This window comes from Anabaena sp. CA = ATCC 33047 (assembly GCF_963870205.1).
Taxonomy (GTDB): domain Bacteria; phylum Cyanobacteriota; class Cyanobacteriia; order Cyanobacteriales; family Nostocaceae; genus Trichormus.
The window spans coordinates 232,441-254,415 of sequence record NZ_CAWMSA010000003.1 but is presented as its reverse complement, the minus strand read 5'-3'; the positions used below and the strand labels follow the sequence as shown (position 1 = coordinate 254,415).

The following is a 21,975-nucleotide window of genomic DNA, read 5'->3' as shown; positions in this document are numbered from 1 at the left end:
TTATTAGTTAACTGTCAACAGTTGCCCTAACTTTGACGTTTAACTGTACTAATAGTTTCTAATAATTGACTAGCTGTATAAGGTTTGGGTAAAAAAGCTTGAATACCCATTTTATACGCTGCATTAACTTTATCACTGGCAGCCAGTCCACTGACAGCAATAATTTTCACACGGGGATTAATTTTTTGTAAAGTGCGGATGGTGGTTAGCCCATCCATTGATGGCATCAGCATATCTGTCAAAACCAGAGATATTTCTTGTTGATATTCTGCATACAAAGCTATAGCTTCAATTCCATCACTAGCGGTCATTGCTTTGTAGTTATGGCTTTCTAAAGAGGTTTTCGTAATATCTCTAATTGCTGCTTCGTCATCGACAATTAAAATTAATTCGCCGTTACCAGCAGGTATTGTATTTTCTGCTTCTTCTAAGGTTTCCCTAGTTTCTTGTGCAGGTATATATACTTTAAATTGACTGCCTTTGCCTTCCTCGGTTGAGACGTTAATAAACCCACCATGACTTTTAATAATGCCTAGCACAGTTGAAAGTCCCAACCCTGTACCTTTACCTAGTTCTTTGGTAGTAAAAAATGGCTCAAATATCCGATCTAAAATCTCAGGTTTAATACCTGTTCCCGTATCACTAACTGTCACTACAACATAGGGGCCTACTTGGGCATCTAGATTCATCTTGGCGTAGTGTTCATCAAGTAAGAGATTTTCGGCAGAAATTTTTAAAGTGCCGCCGTTAGGCATAGCGTCACGGGCATTGACGCACAAATTCATTATGACTTGATGCAGTTGGGTAGCATCACCAGATACAGTCCAAAGTTGAGGCGGGATTTGGGTAATAACTGTAATTGATTTGGGAAATGTTTCTTGAACAATTTGGTGAATTTCTGTAATTAAGTGCCGTAATTGTAACAGGGTACGTTCACCCTCAAGACCACGAGTGAAAGACAGCACTTGTTTGACTAAATTTGCCCCACGTTTAGAGTTATTAATTAATATAGGCAAGAGTCGGCGCGATCGCTCTTCTTTGATTTGAGATTCTAATAATTGCGCTGTCATCAAAATCGGAGCTAAAACATTATTCAGATCATGAGCAATTCCACTGGCTAGTGTACCAATACTTTCCAAACGTTGAGCGCGGAGAAATTGCGCTTCTAGTTGCTTTTTGGCAGTAATTTCTGTATTTGCCACTAGAATAGATTGGGGTTGGTTGCAAAAGTCATGTATTAATGTCCAGCGACTTTCCACAATAATATCTTTGCCCGATATTGTTTTTTGATGTAATTCCCCCATCCAAGCACCATTTTGTAAAAGCTCTTGCTGTGCTTGTTGTAACAGTGTCGGTTTTTTTTCCTGCCAAAGATGGTCAGTTTGATTACCAATAGCTGCTTCTTTGCGCCAACCGTATAATAATTCTGCTGCTTTGTTCCAAAATAAAATTTCTTCGTTTAAATTCTTGACAAAAATCGCGTCGTTAGTAACATCAAGTAAAGCAGCTTGTTCACGGATTTGTTGCTCGGTGTGTTTGCGTTCGATAGCGTAACGAATAGAACGCTCTAGTAGAAGAGTATTCAATTGACTTTTTTCCAGATAATCTGCTGCACCTGCTTTCATGGCTTCTAGGTCTATTTCCCTGTCACCTTGACCTGTGAGCAAAATGATCGGAGCCTTGCAGCCATCAGCGATCGCTTCACGTAATAATTCTAGTCCACTGTCTGCCCCTAGGCGGTAGTCTATCAGATAGATATCATGTTGGTAAAGAGCGATCGCAGCTTGAGCCGCTTGATAATTATCCACCCATTCCAACTTGCAGCTAACCATCTGAAATTCATGGAACCAATCACGAGTTAATTTGTAGTCATTTTCGTCATCATCAACTAACAAAACTCTGATTGGATTGTTTGCCATTATCGCCTCCCGTTAATTCTCGTGGCAATTCCATAAATTCCAACCAGTATCTTCCGATGATGTTCATCTTCTTCACTAAAGAAGAGAAATTATCTGGCTGATCATTATGGAATTTGCACCCAAATCTTAGGTATGATATCTATCTTCCTCAACCCCTAATATTGTCAGGACAATAACGGGAATTCGCCTCAGATACGAGTCAGTTTGAATCTCTAGCAGTACCTCATCGTCATCTTTCTTGGGCATAACTCAATCTAACAAAATCAACCTTGGAAGTCGAGGATTACAGAGATAAAGTCCAAAAAAATTGGACATATTTATCCAATAAAACCTACTTTGGGGTTATTTGATAATCCCTCTATGGGAATAAAAACAGGATAGAGCATGGGGCGTATGGCATGAGATTTTTCCCCTCTGCTCCCCCTGCTCCCCTTAATAACCAATTAACTCCACCGCATCCTTGTGATCCCAATCTTGCAAATAAACTTTCACAATTTCTTCTTTAGCAGTTGGTAGCTGCTTACCGATAAAATCTGGATGAATGGGTAACTCCCGATGACCTCTATCTACCAACACCGCTAAACGAATAATTTCCGGTCTACCGTACTCATTAACAGCATTCAAAGCGGCGCGAATAGTCCGTCCTTTAAAAATCACATCATCCACCAACACAACGGTTTTACCTGTCAAGTCAAAAGGGATATTGGTTTTTGCCGGAGTTCGCAAACCAATTTTGTCAAGGTCATCCCGATAAAAGGTAATATCTAAGGCTCCCACCGCCACGCTTACGCCTTCTAAGGACTCTATCTGTCGTGCTAACAGTTCCGCCAACGGTACACCACGGGTATAGATACCAATCAGCACCAACTGAGATAAATCTCGTGTTCTTTCGATAATTTGAGAAGCCAAACGTGTGACAGTCCGACGTAAGTCTTCTGAAGAAAGGATTTCAACTACTTTAGCAGGTGTAGCCATAGACCAATAACCCTGAGTAAAGAACAACACCAGAATGGAGAGCAGGGAGGCTCTTGAGGCTCTTGAGGCAAGGGAGCAGGGAGCAGGGAGAAACGGAGAAAGTTCTCTCCCCCTTGCCGCCTGCACCCTGCCCCAATTCTTCTTTCCCAGTCAACAGTCAAGAGTCCCCATCTTTAGAGTATCAAGAGTATGACAATGGCTATTCCTAACCATAGTAAAAAGCAATATCTCGTTATTTGCAAAGCATGGTCAATATGATTGGGGTTGATGGGATAGATAGCATCACCTAAAAGTGGTTTTGGCTTTGGCACTCCCCGATACCAATTTATCCCTCCCATTTGTACCCCCAAAATTGCTGCATAGGCGCACTCACTCCAACCAGAATTAGGACTGGGATCATTACCTGCGTCTCGGCGACAAATGCGCCATACATCTAGAGGCTTATTGGATATCAAACCTAAAGTCAAGACTGTCAGGCGACAAGGCAACCAAGTTAAATAGTCTTCTAACCGCGCACTGAACCATCCTAAATATGTATATGGTGCTTCTCGATAACCCACCATAGAATCTAGGGTACTGCTGGCTTTATATGCCAAAGCGAAAGGAACTGCTCCCACACCTGGAATACAAGCCCCCACAATTGCATAAAATAGTGGAGACATCACGCCATCGGTAGCATTTTCTGTGACTGTTTCTAAAACGGCGCGCAAAATTTCTGATTTTGACAGATTTTCTGTATCTCGGCCGACATAGTTACTTAAAGTTTGGCGAGCTAATTTTATATCTTTCGCTATTAACGGTTGTAAAACATCAACTGCTGCATTTCGCAAACTTCTAAGCGCAAAGCAACTGGCTAAAATAATGCTTTCTATAGCAATTGCTAACAGTGGATGCAGCCATTTGGCTATTTGCACTATGAACCAACCCACTCCACCGCTACCAATAATTAATATTAGGGCTAAGGCAATTCCAGCTATCCTACGTGTGAGCGAGTGGTGAAACAGGTGCAAAAAAAATTTGCTTAGGTGGGAAATTACCCACCCCATGACTTGCACGGGATGAGGCCATCCCCAAGGATCACCTATTAAGTAATCTAAAATTGCCGCAATGATTAAAACAATCGCTGATAACACTTTTGGTTAGGGGCTAGGGATTGGTGGGGACTGGGGAAGCGGAGGAAGCGGAGGAAGCAGAGGAAGCAGAGGGAGCAGAGGGAGCAGAGGGAGAAAAACTAATGACTAATAACTAATGACTAATCACTAATGACTAATGACTAATCACTAATGACTAATGACTAAACCACAAAATTCGCTTCTTCTCCTAGGGAGGCTTGCCAGCTACGAGCATCGTAATATAAATCTGCCAGAGTAATACTGTATAAAGCTTCTTTGAGTTTTTGGTTGAGTTGTTGCCACAGGGTAAATGTTACCCAATCTTCTGTTTGTGCTGGGGTGGGGGTGTGATGGGGTAAATGAGTGATGCTTTCACCCACTGCTTCTAAAATTTGTCCTATGGAGATTTGTACAGGTTCTTTTGCTAGTTGGTAGCCGCCAATGCTACCGCGAATTGATTTTACTAATCCAGCCCGACGCATTTCTATTAGTAATTTTTCTAGGTATGGGGCAGGGATATCTTGACGTTTAGCGATCGCTTTCACAGATGCAGGGCCATAACTTGGTTGCAAACTCAAGTCCAGTAAAGCCTTTACACTGTAGTGTCCTCTAGTAGTTAGTTTCATTCGTCATTAGTCATTCGTCATTAGTCATTCGTCACATCCTGATTAGCAACTTGGGTTAACTTATGACTAATGACTGATCATCAGTTGTGCTGATCATTTTGCCCCTCAATGATTAACTTGAGCAAGTAGACAACTTTTGTTGCACCACTTTAGAAAACTTAAATAAATATAGTTTAGCAGTGATTCACAAACTAGATATAGTTAGCCGCATGATCAAAAATTATATTGTCTTGCCAATATTAAAAATTGTGCAATAATTTTGGCTATGAGTGTAATATACTTGGCTAGGCTGAGATAAAAACTCAAGGATACTACTCCTATTAGCTTAATTCAGCTAAAATAAAATCGATTCAACTACTTCAACCATTGATTTTCGACCTAAGTTGATGCCTAAACTGAAAAAAATTGAACCTCTAGTCGGTGAAGAACTGCTCACAAAAGTTAAAGAGCTAGGGAACCTGAGCAAAGAAGAAAAAGCCAAGCAGTGCGGCTACTACACCGTGACCAAAAATGGTGTAGAGCGTGTCAATATGATGAAATTCTTGAATGCCTTAATTGATGCTGAAGGCATTCAGTTAGACAGTTCACCCAATAGTAATGGACGGGGTGGACGCAGTGCTAGCTATAGAATTAGTGTGCAATCGAATGGTAACTTGTTGATTGGTTCAGCTTATACAAAACAGATGAACCTCAAACCAGGAGATGAGTTTGTAATTACTCTCGGCAAAAAGCACATTCGTCTGAGACAGGTAGATGAAGATGAAAAAATAGGTGCGGAAGCTGAAGAAGCTACCGCCTAAATAGTCAACATTCCCCAGTCCCAAGTCAATAGTCCACAGTCCTGATCTTAGTTTAATGGCATCAGTGAGTTAGCTAATGACTAATGACTAATGACTAATGACTACCTGAGCAACTGCTTTGCGTGTAACTGCTAAGTTACACGTTAATGTAATTTGCGCTCGATCTAACAAACCCAAAATCTGCTCATGGTTGTCTCGTGCTACCACAGGTAATTGATGTAAACCTCTCAGTGTCATGCGGTCTAAAGCCTCAGATAAAGGTTCATCTAGCCAAGCATAAAGAATATCCGTGGTACAGATATCTATGATAGTTTGCATGGCTAAGTTACCCTGATTTTCAGTTGAGGAATTAGGGTAATTTTGCCATACAGAAAGGGTGCGGTTTAGGTCTTCTAAGGAGAGGATACCAACTAATTGGTCGGCGGCATCAACTACTAAAGCACTGCGAGTGCGATCGCGGATCATTTCCTTGGCTGCTTCTAACACCCCTAAAGTTGCAGGTAGTTTTTTGGGACAAGCCAGCATAGCATCCTCTACTAAAAGTTGCTGCACAATTTCTAAGAGTTCATCTTTCAATTCTGAAAGACCAATTTGTTGCAGGTTAGAGTTAGAGTTAGTGTTGGGTTTGATCTGCTCAACTAGCCACACACTTAAACTCACAGCGGCCATCAGTGGTAAAACAATGCGGTAGTCGCGGGTGAGTTCAAACAGCATCAAAATGGCTGTTAATGGTGCTCTCACACTGCCAGCTAAGACTGCTGCCATCCCCACCATTGCGTAAGCAGGAGGAGCAGCCATATATTCGCCAATGCTGGGGACTACTAAAGCCAGAATTTTGGCATAAGCTGATCCCAAAGAAGCACCAAGAAACATAGCTGGTGCAAACACACCACCGACAAAGCCGCTACCGACACTAATCGCAGTGATTAGCAGCTTGACTATGAGTAAAGCCAGCAATAAATCCAAAGAAAATTCTACATCTTGCAGCATGGCTTGGACAGTGCTATATCCAATACCCAAAACTTGCGGCAATTGCAAAGCCACTGCCCCAATAATTGCACCGCCGATGATGGGATGAATGGGTTTAGGGATGCTACCTAAAAACCGCAAACCGGGAATTGCACCTGCAAAGCCGGCTGTTGCCCAACGAATGGCTTGTTTATAAACCAAAGAAACTAAACTAGCCCCCAAACCCAACCCTAAATAAATCGGCAACTCAAAAGGACTGCGGACTTGATATACAGGTAAAGCAAAAGCAGGTTGCGCCCCTAAACCAATTTGAGCAATCAAAGCGGCTACGACTGCGGCTAGTAATACCACACTCACAGCCGAAGTAGCGAAAGATGTCGCCCCCATGACTACCTCTAGGGCAAAAAATACCCCAGCGATGGGGGCATTAAAGCCGGCTGCTAATCCCGCCGCCGCCCCGGCTCCCAAAAGTAAACGCTGTCGCTCTTGTGATACTTGCAAGATTAAAGAGAGCAACATCCCAAAGTTAGCACCAATCTCCACACTCGGCCCTTCTGGCCCCAAAGAGGCACCACTGCCCAAAGACACGGATGCAGCTAACATTTTGGTGACAGGGCGTAGTTGTCGCTGGATTTCGGTACCATTTGAAGCCGCAATCAGAGAAGATAGCCCAGGGCCAAAGTCTTGGGTGCGCCAGCGCATCAACCCGACGACGCATCCACCCAGGATGGGAACTAAAGCTAGCGTCCAAGCTCCCCAAACACCAATTGCACCCATGAAATTTTCCAGCAATAGATCATGGATTAGCTCAATCAAATAGTGAAACGTTACCACACCCATTCCCGTACCGCCGCCGATAATTAGAGCTAAAAACAGCACAACGGTTTCTGGGGATAATTGAAATCGGTTAACTAGATGTAATAAATGGCTAGAAGGTGTAGGAAAGGCTGGTGGTTCCTTTGCCTTCCTCAAGTCGGCAGGAGGCAATAGAGTCATTGAAAAACGGGGGTGAATTTCAGCAGAAATTGAAATTTTTATCTGTTATTTCTCATTGTCAGCCATGATTTATCTACCAGACAAGTCTATTTGCTGGGCTTGATTGACAAAGCCTTGGGAAAAAAAATTTGCTAGTCTTAATTTTTCTAGAGATAATAGTTAAATGAGAGTGAACTTATGGTAAATGAGCAACGCTTAGTAGTAAGGTATGAGTTATTACTGTTTCAATTCTCTATCAGAGAGAATCTAGGATCAGCAACCTCAGTGGATAAACCATAGGTCAGCAACTAATAAAAACCATCCTTGCCTCAATACAGCTATCCTCGCGTTGTAGCCATTGATTCCTCTTCTGTGGGAGTGGAGTGTGACGAATGACTGAAGTTATACACAAAGGTTCGTTTTCTCAGCATTGCTTGGGAATTCTATATAAAGATAGTAAAGCGAGTGAATGGACTAAACGGACAAGGTAGATGAATACACACACCTTTGATAATCATTATGTTAATTGCCCAGTTTGCCAAAGGCATACAAAGGTCAAACTGATTAAATCTTATATTGGTTTATTTACTTGTCCGTATTGCCAAGAACGATTGGTAGTGTGTCAAAGTGGTCATTATGTGCGCGATCCATTTACTCTGAATCAGATGGTGATCTGTTCAGCACTACGTCGTCAAAGCAGTCCTTTAGCGAGAATTATACGAGATTTTATCCTTTGCAAGCGTCCTTTAGTCGCTTTTGCTGTAGGAAGTGCGATTATTGTCAGCATGATTACTGTGACTCAGCAAAGGACAAGTTATGAACCGCAGCAGTTGAATAAAGTAGAGGAAGTTGAGCGCAAATTAGAGAGTGGGGAATAGGGATTAGGCAGGGTAGCTCTGAGCAGGGAGCAAGGAATATCCTACACCCTGCCCTAATTCTTCTGGTTTCCTAGTCCCCAATCGCTCACCAGCGATTTTTGTCTTTGGTAACTAAGTTCCAACCTTCGGTTTTGTCAACTATTTTCATCGCATCTAACTGGAGATTTTGCAAGTCAGAACCTTTAATGAGTAGGTGGGGTTGTGGGTTTTGTTGCCAATAAGATTGTAATTCCTGAATGGAAGCCGGAATAATAGTGCGATCGCTATAAAATTCTAATGAGGGGCGATACTGGGGAAAGGATATATAAATTTTTTTCACATCTGGATTAACACGGTTAATCATGGCGGCGACTGGCTTGACTGGATAGACTGGTGATAATTCCCCAGCCCAATAGTTAGATTTGATGAGCAATAGCAATGAAACATAGCTTCCCCAAAACAACACCTTGAGAAATTGTCCATCGCCTCGTTCGGCTAAAATGGCTGCTAGTGTCATAGTTAACGCGACGGTGGCAAAAATTAGCTGCAATTCAATTTTTAAATTTGTACCCCAACTAAAATAAATGCTGCTAGCAGAAGCTACCAAAGCCAATATTGATAAACCAGCTACCCAATTACGGGGATAAGGTGACAATAAAGGTAACTTTTCTATTTCTGCTAACTCAGCACCGAAAGCTAACGCTAAACAAGGGTAAATTGGGAATATATAGCCAGAAAATTTGGTGCTGACGAGGGAAATTAGCAGTAAATAAACTCCACACCATACTAAAATCAGTTTTGCCCAACTCAGGTTACGATTTGACCACACTAAACGGGCAGTCTGTGGTAAAAATATTAACCAAGGCCAATTCCATTTGAGTATTTCAATGATATAAAACCAAGGTGCGTGGGCATGCTCAGGGGCAATGATCCCGACTTGATGAACAGATGGATTCCACAAGCCATGCTGGGCGAAAGCATAACCGTAGCGCAGTAGTTGAGCTACATACCATCCAGCCACAGGTAAGATGCCAATGCAGATTCCTATCCAGAGATAGCGACTGGTGAGTAATCTGGGCGTATCCCAAAATAAAAAGGCGATCGCGACAATCGCGAACAAGATACTTACAATTCCTTGAGTTAGACAAATCAAGCCAAAACTCAGCCCAATACCTAAGCAGTAGCGTAAATCCCGGCGCGATCGCAACACGCACAACATCATGATTAGCAAAAAACTCACCACTACCCCATCTAACATTGCCAACCTGCCATGACGTACCACAGGCAACATTGTCAGATAGACTAAGCTGCTATAAATCGCAACCCAACGGTGACGAAACATCTCTCGCCCTAAACAATACAGTAAAGGTACGGAAAGCGATGTTAAAATTGCACTGGGTAAACGGGTCGTGAACTCACTCACGCCGCCCAGAGAATAGGCACCAGCAATCAGGATATGCAGCAAAGGCGGCTTGTTATAGTAAGGTTCTCCTCCCAGGGTAGGGTATAGCCATCGCATTGTCTCTGCTGGCGCACGCCAAATTTCCTTAGCTACTTGCGCCACAGTAGCCTCATGCCAATCTTGCAACGGTAATCCTTCCAGGTTAATGCTAAAAAGTAGCAATGCTGCTATGAGCAACACTACTAACCACAGCCTGTCAACCCAATTTTCAGCCGTGCGGTGCTGTTTTGCTAGATGACTCCAAATAAAGCTTCCTTCTCGCATATTCTATGCTAATCATTTTACTTGCTGGTTCGATCACATAGAGATCAAAGAAAATCTCTCATGCCTCCACCGAATAACAACCTGAGATTCTGAGCCAATACTAAATTCCCAGATTAGCTCAATTTTCTCTCGTCAGCGATAATTTTTTGGGAAAATTGTCTGAGATGTGAGTCAAATGATTAAATAATTCTGTTTTGCCAAAGATGATACAAATATAGTTCAACAGACTGTGCTAATTACCGATTAAAAAATAAAAATCACCTGCAAATCCCAATCTTGATTTTGACGTACAATCTCAATTTGTTTCATAAATTCCCGAAAGTAAAATCTGCGCTCTACTTCTGATAAATCTAGCCAAAACTGAGGAATAGAAACCGTCTGAGCGACTTTCAGTAAATTTACGGGGGGAAGGGTCGCTAATTTTGCTTGGAGTGCAGAGATTTCTGTGCGGAGTTTGTAAGCTCTTAACTGTGCGGTTTGGGTGTCTAAAATACCAGTTTCGACTAAGGCGGGTAACTGTTGGAGGATTTCTTGCTGACGAGCGATCGCATCCCCTAAACTATGTTTAACTGTATCCAATTCGGGAGAATTCAGCCCTGCCACGGCTGTGGGTAAATTACAGCATACCTGATTAATTGTGCGGTGCAAAATTTCCTGGTAGGAAATAGCCCGACACTTAGGAAGTTGAGGACAACTAATGGGGCGTAAATATAAATACTCTTTATTTTGATGGCGTTGAGTCACACGGGTAATTGTCATCTGTGACTGACACTGCTGACAGATAACCAACCCAGCCAAAGAACGCGGCGCACTAGCAGCGCGGGATGGTAAGCGACTATTGCGGCGTAAAAGTCGATCAATTTGAGCAGCTTCTTCTCTAGAAATAATCGGAATATGGGTATCCGAGATAATCTCACCATGTTGATAAGCCGTATCACCCCGATACACAGGATTAGTTAACCAACGCTTGCCGGTAGTCACAGAAATTTTTTTACCATACTTTTTCGCCAGATAACGCACAGCACCCCGCAGAGAACCGTAGAGTAAAAAGTGGTCAAAAAAATCCTTAACTACTGGTGAAGTAGTACGATCTATAATGTATTTACCCTTACCTCTACGGTAGCCGTAGGGAGGTTTTCCCGGTGGTGGTGCCGCATCTAGACGATTGCGAGCGTGTCCTTGACGGATACGACGGCTACGTTGTTGATATTGGATATGTTGTAATAATTTCAGTAAGTCGGCGTGGGGATGGGAAGTTTGAGAGTTGTAGCCTTGCTCAGTAGCAATCACCATTATACCTAAAGCTGTAAGTTGATTCAGGCGATCGCTTACCTCCTCTAGATTATCCCCCAATTCTTCCAAACGACGCACTAGCAGACAATCGACAGATTCACTTTCACAGTCGCGCAATAATTCATTCAACCCAGAACGCTTACCCAAATCCTCATATACCCGTTCTACCTCCTGCCCCCAATCAATCGACACAGGAGCAGTTTCTAACAAGGGATCACTGTAAATGTAAGCGATAATTGTCATTAGTCATTAGTTATTAGTCATTAGTCATTAGTCATTAGTCATTAGTCATTAGTTATTAGTCATTAGTTATTAGTCATTAGTTTTTCTCCCCCTGCCTCCCCTGCCTCCCCTGCCTCCCCTGCCTCCCCTGCCTCCCCTGCTCCCCTGCTCCCCTGCTCCCCTGCTCCCTCAAACCTGACTTAATTCAACTACATTCCCATCTGGATCTTTAACAAAGATAGCAGCTCTACCAGAGGCACTGGTTTGAATGGGATAATTTTGAGCAAGTAATTCTTGCTTGGCTGCTTCTAAGTCTGCAACTGCCAAAGCAATGTGGGGGTTACGTCCCCATTTTTCGTTGGGGTTGTCTGTCGGGACATTGGACGCAACTATTAGGTGAATTTGATAGTCTCCGATTTGATACCATGCACCAGGATATTTTAAGGTGCGGTTGATTTTTGATAAGCCTAATATTTTACCATAAAAGTATTCTGAGCGTTCTAAGTCAGTGACGAGAATAGCTGTATGGAGACTCTGAGTAATCTGCATTTTTGGTCTTTTGTGAGCGCGTTTATCTAAATTTTGACTTAATTGGCTCTACAGAATCAATGAGACGCGCAAAACTCAGCAATTTCACTTTTACAGGACTTACGCAACTGGCATATTAGTAGGGTGCGTCAGATATCAAAAATACGTTTATTGACAGCATTTAAACAGTCTGACGCACCCTAGAAGACATTTGTAATGTGACACTTGCGTAAGTCCTATTTTAGCCTCAATAGCGAAATTCTTCCTGTTCGTTGATTACATGAGCAGGAAGAACTTTTCTTAACTGATGTCTTGCTATTAATCACCAAAGCCAGATGAAGATTTCCAGAATTCACTAGATAGTATGCCCAGTAGTTTACCTATCTAATTCTAAGTTGATTATTCTCTTGTACTTTCACTGATGACTTCGACTAATTCCGGCATACTGTCAAATCGATCTCTACCTGTTTGATCGAGTAGGGTTTTTAAATCTATGGTCTTTTCTTTTGTCCAGTGAATTTCCTCATGACCTTTTGCTTGTTGGAGTATTTCGTCTTTACTAGCAGGAAAGTCTATCCCTGACAGTGCTTGAGTTACTGCGGCTACTCCATAAGCTTCGCCTTTATCTGGGCCGCGATGTTCGCGTCCTTTTTCTGATTCAGTAGGCATAATATTCTCCTGACAGAATCGTCATTGAGATATTTACCTTTCTAGTTTAAAACTGTGATTTATAATAGCCTTCTGTCTGGGGAATTAATCTTGTTGGTTGGTCAAGCAATCCCAGCTATATTTTGATGGCTTTTCTGGGAATTTTCTGAATAAAAAACTATTATGAATGCTCAAGTATAACTGTTAATTCAAATAAACTTTAATTTCGATATTAATATGCAAAATTAACCAAATTTAAGTCATCGTCACGGGGTAATGAGTTGTGGCTTTCTATCATGGACAAAATCCCCTGGCGGGTTAAACCAGGAGTTTTGAATAATGACAGCCATGTTTATAATCGTTGGAGTAGGCTTAAACCGTGGGTATCAGTACCACAAGTATTAAAAATTCCATAATTCTCAGCTAATTGCTGTATTTGTTGGGATTGTTGAAGGCTAGGTTTCCAGGGTTTGGGGTTGTTGTAGGCGTAGAATGTTTCTACACCATCGATCCCATATTCCACGGCGGTGGGAATTAAGTCAAAGTGCGATCGCTTATAACGTGCGGGGTGCGCCAATACAGCTAATCCCCCGGCTGCTTGAATAGCTGCAATCACGTTGGCGGCTTGATATTGTTTTCCGGTAGTCACCTTTTTTTGGAGATAAGGTTTCATCCTCGGATGTTCTAGCTCAAAAGCGTATGCCAAAATATGAACTTCCACATCCAATAAATTGGCGTTGATTTCTACACCAGTCCATAAATGCGGAGTTTCTGCGCCTGGGTGATTCCATTTCCAGTTTTCTAGCCAAACTTGCGCCGCTTCATACCCACCGACACTATGATGATCTGTAATCGCCAAGCCTTTTAAACCAATAGCGATCGCTTGCTCCATTAACACACTCGGCTCTAACTTGCCATCTGAGTGGACAGTGTGGATATGAAAATTAAACAATCTTGGACAACTTTGAGCATCTATATTTTGAAATACTTGCTGTAACAGTTCACTATTAGCAGATGTCTGGGCAAAATTTACAACCATAACCCCCTCTGATAAAAAAATAAGTAACTTTTTACACACCTACAAGCCACATCTAGAAATCAGAATTTTACAGCACTTGACATGAGTGCTGAACATGATTTTTGCAGTTTTCAACAGCCAAAATTTTGCAATATGTTAAGACTACGTTAGCAAATTTGAATGCTTATGGTCATGAGTATTTCCAATTACCTTGATAAGTGTGCGTAACAAATATTTCTTATATAAGTTTTTATACATAAAATGTACGGGTATCTTGTAGGGTGCGTCAGAAAAGGTAATGTGATAAACATCAACAGATTTTCCACATCTGACGCACCCTACTAACGTACCAGTTGCGTAAGTCCTGATTTGGTAGAACTATTCAGCCGCTTGAAACCCCTAGCAATAATGCACTTGATTACAATCCTATCAACTCACCTTCACCAGTCATCACCTCACCCACAACAAAAGCGGGAATATCCTGTGATTGAAAGAAGGTAACTGTTTGTTCGGCTTGATGGGGTGGTACTAACAGCACAAAACCGATACCCATGTTAAAGGTGTTATACATCGCTTGTGCATTTACAGAACCGGCTTGAGCTAACCATTGAAACAAAGGCGGAATTGTCCAACTGTTGGGGTAAATTTGAATTGATTGACCTTTGCCCAGACATCGAGGTAAATTTTCCGGTAAACCACCACCTGTAATATGTGCCATCCCGTGAATTTCTAAGCCGGTTTGTCTGGCGGCGAGAACGGGTTTAACATAAATACGTGTAGGTTGGAGGAATGTTTCGCCGATAGTTTTACCACCCAACAATTCTGGTGTGTCATTCCAAGAAAATCCGCGATCGCTGACAATCTTACGCACTAAGCTTAAACCATTACTGTGTACCCCAGAACTAGGGAGTGCGATCGCTACATCTCCCACTTGTACCTGGGAACCGTCCAACATTTGGCTTTTTTCCACAATTCCCACCGAGAAGCCAGCCAAGTCATACTCGCCGACTTGGTAAAAGCCAGGCATTTCTGCGGTTTCTCCACCCAACAAGGCGCAACCAGCCAACCGACACCCAGAAGCAATACCCGCCACTACCTGAGTCAACTGTTCTTTATCTAGTTTGCCGGTGGCTACATAATCTAAAAAGAATAATGGTTCTGCACCCGATGTCAGCACATCATTAACACACATGGCGACTAAATCAATCCCCACGGTGTCATGACGGTTGAGAAGGTGGGCAATTTTTAGCTTTGTTCCTACACCATCAGTTCCAGAAACCAAAACTGGCTCTTTGTAACCGCTTGGCAGTTGGAAACAACCACCAAAACCCCCCAATCCGCCGATAACTTCCGGCCTAAAGGTACTATGAACCAAATTGCGAATTTGATCTACAAAGGCTCTACCAGCCTCAACATCAACCCCTGCATCCCGATAATCCATAAGAGTAAGTTATTAGTCATGAGTCATTAGTCATTAGTCCATAGTCTATAGTCCATAGTCAATAGTCTATGGCAGTGACATACTCCTACACTGATGCAAGCATACAGTGTAGGCTTCTCAACCAATCCAGAAGACAGCTTAGGAGGCGTTGAGCTTTGTTTTAAGTCCACGGGATGCCCCACCGCAGACTGTAAATTTCTGACCTTGTACCCTACAAATTTTACTGTCCTGGATGAGATGCTGCATCTTTTCGCGCTATGGGACAAACCCGGAGGTGATTTGTATTGATCAAGATGTGCCTACTTGCTTTTATGCTGTGCAACGGAGTCGCTTACCAATAATCGTAATGCTACTGGGCAGAGGCTTATCAGACACCAATAGGGGTGAAGTTAACCAAATCTATTCTATCAAAAAATACAGAAATTGGCGATTTGTCGCCCACCCCACGCTTTCAACGAGTGATAGTCGTTATTGGTCGGGGGTGGGACTCCTTATCGCCCCAAAATTCATCTCCAAACCTCCCTATCGGGTAGGTGAGAGGCTTCTTTTTGTTTTAGCTAAAATACTTCATTTTCTAAGCCATGCCACCATTCACCCAAATTCATCAAGTCTTCGTGAATATCGGCTAATTCTTGAGCATAGGCATCTTCTGAAAGCGTGTCTCGCCTCTCTTGTAGTTTTTTCAGGCGCAACTGTACCAATAGCCAGGGTTTAGCAATGCTATTGGTTGATTCCATGTAATGTGCTAGTTCTTTGCTATCCATAGTTTTCAAGACATTACTTTTTTAATTTAAGTCAGATTCCACCAGTAGAAGCTATAAAAACAGCATAAAAATCTTGATTCTCCATTCCCCAGCCCAGAGAACAAAACAGCCACGAGTTAACTCGTGACTGTCGTGGATTTTTGCTGGAAGTCTTGACAAAGACCAAAAAAGATGGTATTTAGCCTAAGTTAGCAGCCGCAAATTCCCAGTTGACTAATTTATCTAAGTAGTTTTTGATGAATGCTGGACGAGCATTTTTAAAGTCGATGTAGTAGGCGTGTTCCCAAACATCTATGGTGAGTAGTGCCTTTTTACCATGCGCTAGGGGGTTTTCTGCGTTTGGTGTTTTCATCACTTTGAGTGTGCCACCATCATCAACCAACCAAGCCCAGCCACTACCGAACTGAGTAGCCGCAGCGTTAGAAAATTCTTCTTTAAATTTGTCGAAGCTACCAAAGTCTTTGTTAATTCTCTCAGCCAGTACACCTGTAGGTGCGCCGCCACCTGCGGGTTTTAAACAATTCCAGAAGAAGCTGTGATTCCAAACTTGGGCGGCGTTGTTGAAGATTCCTGTCTTGGATTCTTTAAAGGAGATTTGAATGACTTCTTCTAAGGATTTATCAGCTAGTTCTGTACCTTCGGTGAGCTTGTTGAGGTTATCTACATAGGCTTTGTGATGCTTGCCATAGTGGTACTCGAAGGTTTCAGCTTTCATGCCATACGGCTCTAGAGCATTGAAGTCATAAGGTAAGGGTGCTTGTGTGAATGCCATTTTATGAAGTCCTCTCTTTATTGTTTTCCAGTTGAAACCTATGACGGTAGCTTCGGAAATTACAAGTTTTATGCCTAGCGGTTTTATGTGCTTAATACTAGGATATAAAACTTAACATCGTCATTCTACTACCAAAGTGAAGATCAATACAAAGTCATTTTCTAGTAATGAACAAGGGAGTGGGGAGTGGGGAGTGGGAAGTAGGGGCGGAAGGAGCGGAGGAAGCGGAGGCAGCAGAGGAAGCGGAGGAAGCGGAGGCAGCGGAGGAGAAAAACTCATGACTAATGACTTATGACTAATGACTAATGATTATTTGTATAACTATGTAAGAATTTTATTTCTACAATTTTTTTAGTTAATTATTGAATTGTGTTATTTCTAGCGTGAGAAGTAGCAAGAGAAATCAAAAAAATCATCCTTCAGTTAGATGAATTAGTCTTGAAAGTGTTTAAAATGTTTAATACAACACTTGATGGCATTTCAATATAGCTAACTGCCTCTACATTGTCTCGATGAAAATTAAATATCCCTCAGAGACATCCGAGGGATGGAAAAACGGGATATAGAGTTTTGAACGTTTTGAACAATACACTACGCTATGCGATCGCCTAGCGACAAACTCGCACAGTTGATTTAGCTCTAGGCATGAGTGCAGCTATTAGCAGTGAGACAAGCGTTGTTCGTAGTAATTGACAATTTCTGCTGTAACGTCCGGTATGCTGAGTCCATCAGTAATAATCTCAACTGCGTCCGCAGCTTTTTGCAAGGGGGAGACTTTGCGAGTGCTATCTTTCCAGTCACGTTCGGCAATGTCTTTTTCTAATTGCTCTAAACTGACTTCTGGATGACCTTGTTTTTGAAAGTCTTGTAGACGACGACGGGCGCGTTCACTCACAGAGGCGGTTAAGAAAATTTTCACTTCGGCATCGGGGAAAACATGAGTACCAATATCTCGCCCTTCAGCCACTAAACCGCCTTTTTTACCCCAGGTTTGCTGCTGTTTTACCAATGCTTCCCGCACAGAATTTTGAGCAGCGATCGCCGATACTTGAGATGTGACTGCAATAGTGCGAATCTCTTGGGTGACATCAGTGCCGTTAATCCACACAAGCACCGGAGATTGCAAATCCTGACTAGGAGTCAGTTCGATGTTGCATTGGTTGACTAATTGGGCGATCGCACAATCATCATCAATCGCAATTCCTTGTTGCAGCACTAACCAAGTGACAGCCCGATACATCGCGCCTGTATCGAGATAAATTAAACCTAACTTGGCAGCTACTTGACGGGCAACTGTAGATTTACCGGCACCGGCAGGGCCATCAATAGCGATGATCGGTTGGCGATCGCCTAAGATGGTATTGTCAATTAAACGTGTAGAACCAATACGAGCGGCGATCGCCAGCATTCCTTCCTCCTCAATTGTATTTAAAGACATCAAAGTAGTCGGTTCAACCAATTCAATATATTCCACGGACACTGTACTAACCTTTGCTAGTTCTTGTTGTACCGTTGCGATTAACTGATGGCGATCGCGAACACCTTCACGAAATGCCTTTTCAGCTTGTTGCAAGCCACGATACAATACTGCTGCTTGCTGTTTTTCCTCAGCAGTCAAATACTGATTACGAGAACTCAAGGCCAAACCTGAAGCTTCCCGCACTATAGGACAAGCAATAATATCTACTGGCAAATTTAAATCAGCCACTAACTTTTTAATGATAGCTAGCTGCTGACCATCCTTTTGACCAAAGTAGGCTCTGTCTGGTTGTACCAAGTTCAACAACTTGGTGACAATCGTCGCCACACCCTGAAAGTGGCCCAGCCGAGAACGACCACACAAACCCATTATCATATCAGATGGAGGGATAACTTGTGTTACCTGAGATTCATCTATATTTTTCTGATAAATTCCCATTTCTTCAGGATTAGGCGCGAAAATCGCATCTACTCCACCTTGCTCACATAATTTTGCGTCTTGTGCCAAGGTGCGCGGATAGCGTGCAAAATCCTCATTCGGGCCGAATTGCAAGGGATTCACAAAAATACTCACAATCACAGTGGAATTTTCTTGTCGCGCCCGTTTAATCAAGCTCAAATGTCCTTGATGTAAATTCCCCATAGTTGGTACTAGACCGACTGCGGTGGGATACCAGTCAGTCATACCATCCAGTACCATATTTTCTGATACCGTTAGCTGATTTTGCTGACGATGTTTAGTTAAAAAGCAACGTAAAGCTGCAACTGTTGTCAACAGGCGCACAAAAAAATACCCCTAGTTCTTCTTTAGCCTCTCCTCAGTTAGTTTATCTCTGAAGTCGAGCTAACAGACGTTTGAACTAGGGGTATTAGGGATCGGGGATAAATCAATTCAAAATTGTTGATTGTTGATTGTTGATTGTTGACTGTTGACTGGGTAAAAGTCTTCTCCCCCAGTCCCCAGTCCCCAGTACCCAATACCCAGTCCCTTCCAGCACCCAATCACTATCGACCTAAAACTTCAATCTTGACTGGTGCCAGACCACTACCAATCATTCCTAAAACTCTGGCTGCACCAGTTGATAAATCAATAATTCGACCCCGAATATATGGCCCCCGGTCGTTGATTCGCACTACCACAGAACGACCGTTACGGGTATTGGTGACACGAACTCGTGTACCGAATGGTAAGCTACGATGGGCAGCAGTCATAGCTTCTGGGTTAAAGCGTTCACCGGTTGCAGTTGGTCTACCAGCAAAACCACGACCGTAAAAGGAAGCTATCCCTCGGAAGTTGAGTTTAAATCCACTCGCAATTTTTTGCGGCAAATTGGCAATTGATGAGGTTGAACGTGAACGCGATGGTAAGTTAGCAATCTCACTGATGGGGGAAGCATTGCCGATCAGTCTCCGCATCCGGTTTGTGGCTTGCAATGCGTCTTTGGCTAAGTTATTGGTGGTATCTGCCAGGCGAGTATTTTGATTGATTTCCACCAATTCTTGGTTTTTAATCTTAATGGTGTAGCGATCGCCTGAATTTTGTGGCACAGAGGCATTTTTATTTTGCGGTTGAGTGGCAACTACAGATTCACCTGCTGCCTTCCAACTAACACTGATTTTCTCGGCTTTCACATTGTCCCGGATCATCTGGTTAATTCTAGCTGCTACCAGACTTGCTCTATGCACTGGGTCATCATGCTGCGAACCAGTTTGGATCTTAGCACCCGCTAATTTGCCTATGCTCGCCACCTGGACAGGATTATCAGTGATCAGGGCGTAGGATTGCACGCCCTCAGCTTCTCCAATTACTCCGACTTTTTTCTCAGAACTTTTCACAGGCTGAGGACTCAAAAAGGTGAGAACTGGAATATTTCGGATATACAGGGTTGCCGCCCTTTTACCTCCAATGTTGTGCGGGTGAATGCTCGTAATCACAGCATCAGAGGTACTTTCCCCTGCGGAAGTTTGCAACTCTCCTACCTTGACTACACTAGCTGGTGATTTTTGAGCAACTAGGGTAGTTTCCTTAGTAGTCTGAGTGCGACCAATAGAGGGTGTCCCCAATATAGTCACAGACAGGGCGACAATAGTCCACAAATGTCTTTGATTCATGCGTCCGATTTTCAAGCGACTTTAGAACAGTAGTTGACTAATTTCTGGAAGCTTGTGCCTTTGCTAGTGGCTCGCTCCTAAAAATACAAACTCGTTCCGTTTTCACTTTTCGTGTTTATAACGGCAACAGACTAACATGAACTTCTGACCCTGGGGATCAGGGTTTTAGCGTAGGAATTCCCATGTTTGAGCAGTTAAAGTTTTGCTCACAGGGGTGAAACCTTCTTCAATTGCGGATTTCACCTATGTAACCGTTTTTTCGATCTACCCACGTTTTCTTAACAAAACTTAACATATTTGGCTCGGTGAGTCCTCTAATTTTACGTCCGATTTTTAGGTATTTTTACTTATCAATTTAGTAAATTTTGCATCCTCTAAGGATTAAAAATCTCCTTGATAATTATCCCATATAATACAAAATTTATACAATTAATTGCTGAAGTGCAGTTTAATTTAGATTTATTTTATAATAACTGACAAACCAAGTAAATCAAATATTTCTAGCCATAAAAGTTTTTCTCGCCGCTAGAGGTATATCTCTGGAATTATATAATTTGGATGATGCAGAATATGTCATACTACTCTCAAACTAACTACAAGTTGTGATATCAGTGACAAGAAATAGCAGTAATACTGAGTAAAAAAAAACTGCGTGTTACTGTAGCGGCTATTGTGTTCGGGTAGAATGAACAGAATTTTGAAAAAATCGAAAATCATTGAGCAAATTGTGTAGGACAATTTTCTTAGGTATTAAAATTAACATCAAACCAGTAGATTATCAGAAATCAAGCTTTTAGCCTCATGGCAGATACAGCAAATCAAGGAGATTTAGAAACAGTTTCGTCCTCGCTGTTAACCGTGATTAACGACTTGCATACTAAATACAAGTCATTGCAGGAAGGAATAGTAGCAAACTACATACCAGAACTGGCGAAAGTCAACCCAGATTTATTTAGTATTTGTATTGCGACAGTAGACGGACAGGTTTACGAAGTTGGGGATATTAAACAGCTATTTACTATCCAGTCAATTTCTAAGGTGTTTAGTTACGGACTCGCTTTAGAAGATCATGGACGAGATTATGTATTGACTAGGGTAGGTGTGGAACCAACAGGAGACGCATTTAATGCGATCATCTTGGATGAGCGATCAAAGCGACCGTATAATCCAATGGTAAATGCCGGAGCGATCGCCACTACCAGTTTAATCAAAGGTTCAGGAGCCACAGAACGCCTCAACCGCTTACTGGATATGTTCCACCGCTATATAGGTCATGACGTATTTGTTGATATTTCCGTCTTTACCTCCGAGCGTAGCACAGGACATCGCAACCGAGCAATGGCACACCTGATGCTTAATTTTGGCATGATTGACCAAAATATAGAAGAAGCCCTAGACCTATATTTTCAACAATGCGCCGTTATGGTAAACTGTCGGGACTTAGCAATCATGGCGGCGACTTTGGCTAATGGAGGTATCAACCCGATCACCGGAGAACAAGCCGTAGAGAAAACTTATATCAAAGATATACTCAGCGTCATGTACACCTGCGGGATGTATAACTTTGCGGGTGAGTGGGCTTATAAAGTGGGAATTCCGGCAAAAAGCGGCGTTTGCGGGGGAATTATGGCTGTAGTTCCCAACAAGATGGGAATTGCTGTGTTTTCGCCCCCCTTGGATATCCGGGGGAATAGTGTCAGGGGGGTGAAAGTGTGTGAAGAATTATCTCAGCGATTAGG

The 21,975-nt window shown here is 42.5% G+C and carries 18 protein-coding genes; 3 read left to right on the top strand and 15 right to left on the bottom strand.

Annotated elements, in window-relative coordinates:
- Window positions 1–26 precede the first annotated feature (26 nt).
- The 4 genes from AACS98_RS01545 to AACS98_RS01530 all read right to left on the bottom strand — a co-directional run bounded on the left by AACS98_RS01545 (window position 27) and on the right by AACS98_RS01530 (window position 4,632).
- Entirely contained in the window at window positions 27–1,919 is a 1,893-nt protein-coding gene (locus AACS98_RS01545; protein WP_066375443.1) for a hybrid sensor histidine kinase/response regulator, read from the bottom strand.
- 432 nt (window positions 1,920–2,351) lie between these two features.
- Window positions 2,352–2,894 (bottom strand): bifunctional pyr operon transcriptional regulator/uracil phosphoribosyltransferase PyrR, encoded by a 543-nt coding sequence (gene pyrR, locus AACS98_RS01540; protein WP_066375440.1) that lies wholly within the window; start codon window positions 2,892–2,894, stop codon window positions 2,352–2,354.
- Between the two features lie 173 nt (window positions 2,895–3,067).
- Entirely contained in the window at window positions 3,068–4,027 is a 960-nt protein-coding gene (gene cbiB, locus AACS98_RS01535) for an adenosylcobinamide-phosphate synthase CbiB (RefSeq protein ID WP_066375437.1), read from the bottom strand.
- Window positions 4,028–4,188: 161 nt separating this feature from the next.
- On the bottom strand, window positions 4,189–4,632 hold the full coding sequence (locus AACS98_RS01530; RefSeq protein WP_066375435.1) for an Rrf2 family transcriptional regulator: 444 nt from the start codon (window positions 4,630–4,632) through the stop codon (window positions 4,189–4,191).
- Window positions 4,633–5,018: 386 nt separating this feature from the next.
- Between AACS98_RS01530 and AACS98_RS01525 the strand changes: the two genes are divergently transcribed.
- The gene (locus AACS98_RS01525; protein ID WP_066375434.1) at window positions 5,019–5,432 is read left to right on the top strand and encodes an AbrB family transcriptional regulator; all 414 of its coding nucleotides are present in this window, start codon (window positions 5,019–5,021) and stop codon (window positions 5,430–5,432) included.
- A gap of 87 nt (window positions 5,433–5,519) precedes the next feature.
- Here AACS98_RS01525 and AACS98_RS01520 read toward each other — a convergent pair whose 3' ends face one another.
- The gene (locus AACS98_RS01520) at window positions 5,520–7,397 is read right to left on the bottom strand and encodes a chloride channel protein (RefSeq protein ID WP_066375433.1); all 1,878 of its coding nucleotides are present in this window, start codon (window positions 7,395–7,397) and stop codon (window positions 5,520–5,522) included.
- Between the two features lie 470 nt (window positions 7,398–7,867).
- Here AACS98_RS01520 and AACS98_RS01515 point away from each other — a divergent pair, with 470 nt between their 5' ends.
- On the top strand, window positions 7,868–8,254 hold the full coding sequence (locus tag AACS98_RS01515) for a hypothetical protein (RefSeq protein WP_066375423.1): 387 nt from the start codon (window positions 7,868–7,870) through the stop codon (window positions 8,252–8,254).
- Window positions 8,255–8,339: 85 nt separating this feature from the next.
- Here AACS98_RS01515 and AACS98_RS01510 read toward each other — a convergent pair whose 3' ends face one another.
- From AACS98_RS01510 to AACS98_RS01465, 10 genes are all read right to left on the bottom strand, one after another.
- Complete coding sequence (locus tag AACS98_RS01510) at window positions 8,340–9,959, bottom strand: ArnT family glycosyltransferase (protein WP_066375421.1); 1,620 nt, start codon at window positions 9,957–9,959, stop codon at window positions 8,340–8,342.
- A 243-nt stretch (window positions 9,960–10,202) separates the two neighbouring features.
- Window positions 10,203–11,495 carry a recombinase family protein gene (locus AACS98_RS01505; protein ID WP_066375418.1) on the bottom strand — a complete coding sequence of 431 codons (1,293 nt, stop codon included), beginning with the start codon at window positions 11,493–11,495 and terminating at the stop codon, window positions 10,203–10,205.
- Window positions 11,496–11,663: 168 nt separating this feature from the next.
- Window positions 11,664–12,023 carry a VOC family protein gene (locus AACS98_RS01500; protein ID WP_066375415.1) on the bottom strand — a complete coding sequence of 120 codons (360 nt, stop codon included), beginning with the start codon at window positions 12,021–12,023 and terminating at the stop codon, window positions 11,664–11,666.
- Window positions 12,024–12,401: 378 nt separating this feature from the next.
- Window positions 12,402–12,671 carry a DUF2795 domain-containing protein gene (locus AACS98_RS01495; protein WP_066375412.1) on the bottom strand — a complete coding sequence of 90 codons (270 nt, stop codon included), beginning with the start codon at window positions 12,669–12,671 and terminating at the stop codon, window positions 12,402–12,404.
- 331 nt (window positions 12,672–13,002) lie between these two features.
- Entirely contained in the window at window positions 13,003–13,689 is a 687-nt protein-coding gene (locus AACS98_RS01490) for a PHP domain-containing protein (RefSeq protein WP_066375410.1), read from the bottom strand.
- A gap of 397 nt (window positions 13,690–14,086) precedes the next feature.
- Window positions 14,087–15,109, bottom strand: coding sequence for a phosphoribosylformylglycinamidine cyclo-ligase (gene purM / locus AACS98_RS01485; RefSeq protein ID WP_066375404.1), 1,023 nt, complete (start codon window positions 15,107–15,109; stop codon window positions 14,087–14,089).
- 557 nt (window positions 15,110–15,666) lie between these two features.
- Entirely contained in the window at window positions 15,667–15,873 is a 207-nt protein-coding gene (locus tag AACS98_RS01480; RefSeq protein ID WP_066375399.1) for a hypothetical protein, read from the bottom strand.
- Window positions 15,874–16,051: 178 nt separating this feature from the next.
- On the bottom strand, window positions 16,052–16,645 hold the full coding sequence (locus tag AACS98_RS01475; RefSeq protein WP_066375397.1) for a superoxide dismutase: 594 nt from the start codon (window positions 16,643–16,645) through the stop codon (window positions 16,052–16,054).
- Between the two features lie 658 nt (window positions 16,646–17,303).
- A complete protein-coding gene (locus AACS98_RS01470; RefSeq protein ID WP_066375395.1) occupies window positions 17,304–18,908 on the bottom strand; it encodes a bifunctional pantoate--beta-alanine ligase/(d)CMP kinase in 1,605 nt (534 codons plus the stop codon).
- A gap of 221 nt (window positions 18,909–19,129) precedes the next feature.
- Window positions 19,130–20,236, bottom strand: coding sequence for a septal ring lytic transglycosylase RlpA family protein (locus tag AACS98_RS01465; RefSeq protein ID WP_066375393.1), 1,107 nt, complete (start codon window positions 20,234–20,236; stop codon window positions 19,130–19,132).
- A gap of 801 nt (window positions 20,237–21,037) precedes the next feature.
- Between AACS98_RS01465 and glsA the strand changes: the two genes are divergently transcribed.
- A partial coding sequence (gene glsA / locus AACS98_RS01460; RefSeq protein ID WP_066375486.1) for a glutaminase A occupies window positions 21,038–21,975 on the top strand: 938 nt, incomplete at its 3' end.

Excerpts from the sequence above, each read along its gene's own strand:
- AACS98_RS01465 (WP_066375393.1), bottom strand. The coding sequence starts at position 20,236 with ATGAATCAAAGACATTTGTGGACTATTGTCGCCCTGTCTGTGACTATA.
- purM (WP_066375404.1), bottom strand. The coding sequence starts at position 15,109 with ATGGATTATCGGGATGCAGGGGTTGATGTTGAGGCTGGTAGAGCCTTT.
- AACS98_RS01545 (WP_066375443.1), bottom strand. The coding sequence starts at position 1,919 with ATGGCAAACAATCCAATCAGAGTTTTGTTAGTTGATGATGACGAAAAT.
- AACS98_RS01515 (WP_066375423.1), top strand. The coding sequence starts at position 7,868 with ATGAATACACACACCTTTGATAATCATTATGTTAATTGCCCAGTTTGC.
- AACS98_RS01530 (WP_066375435.1), bottom strand. The coding sequence starts at position 4,632 with ATGAAACTAACTACTAGAGGACACTACAGTGTAAAGGCTTTACTGGAC.
- AACS98_RS01510 (WP_066375421.1), bottom strand. The coding sequence starts at position 9,959 with ATGCGAGAAGGAAGCTTTATTTGGAGTCATCTAGCAAAACAGCACCGC.
- pyrR (WP_066375440.1), bottom strand. The coding sequence starts at position 2,894 with ATGGCTACACCTGCTAAAGTAGTTGAAATCCTTTCTTCAGAAGACTTA.
- AACS98_RS01525 (WP_066375434.1), top strand. The coding sequence starts at position 5,019 with ATGCCTAAACTGAAAAAAATTGAACCTCTAGTCGGTGAAGAACTGCTC.
- AACS98_RS01520 (WP_066375433.1), bottom strand. The coding sequence starts at position 7,397 with ATGACTCTATTGCCTCCTGCCGACTTGAGGAAGGCAAAGGAACCACCA.
- AACS98_RS01500 (WP_066375415.1), bottom strand. The coding sequence starts at position 12,023 with ATGCAGATTACTCAGAGTCTCCATACAGCTATTCTCGTCACTGACTTA.
- AACS98_RS01480 (WP_066375399.1), bottom strand. The coding sequence starts at position 15,873 with ATGGATAGCAAAGAACTAGCACATTACATGGAATCAACCAATAGCATT.
- AACS98_RS01475 (WP_066375397.1), bottom strand. The coding sequence starts at position 16,645 with ATGGCATTCACACAAGCACCCTTACCTTATGACTTCAATGCTCTAGAG.
- AACS98_RS01490 (WP_066375410.1), bottom strand. The coding sequence starts at position 13,689 with ATGGTTGTAAATTTTGCCCAGACATCTGCTAATAGTGAACTGTTACAG.
- AACS98_RS01495 (WP_066375412.1), bottom strand. The coding sequence starts at position 12,671 with ATGCCTACTGAATCAGAAAAAGGACGCGAACATCGCGGCCCAGATAAA.
- AACS98_RS01505 (WP_066375418.1), bottom strand. The coding sequence starts at position 11,495 with ATGACAATTATCGCTTACATTTACAGTGATCCCTTGTTAGAAACTGCT.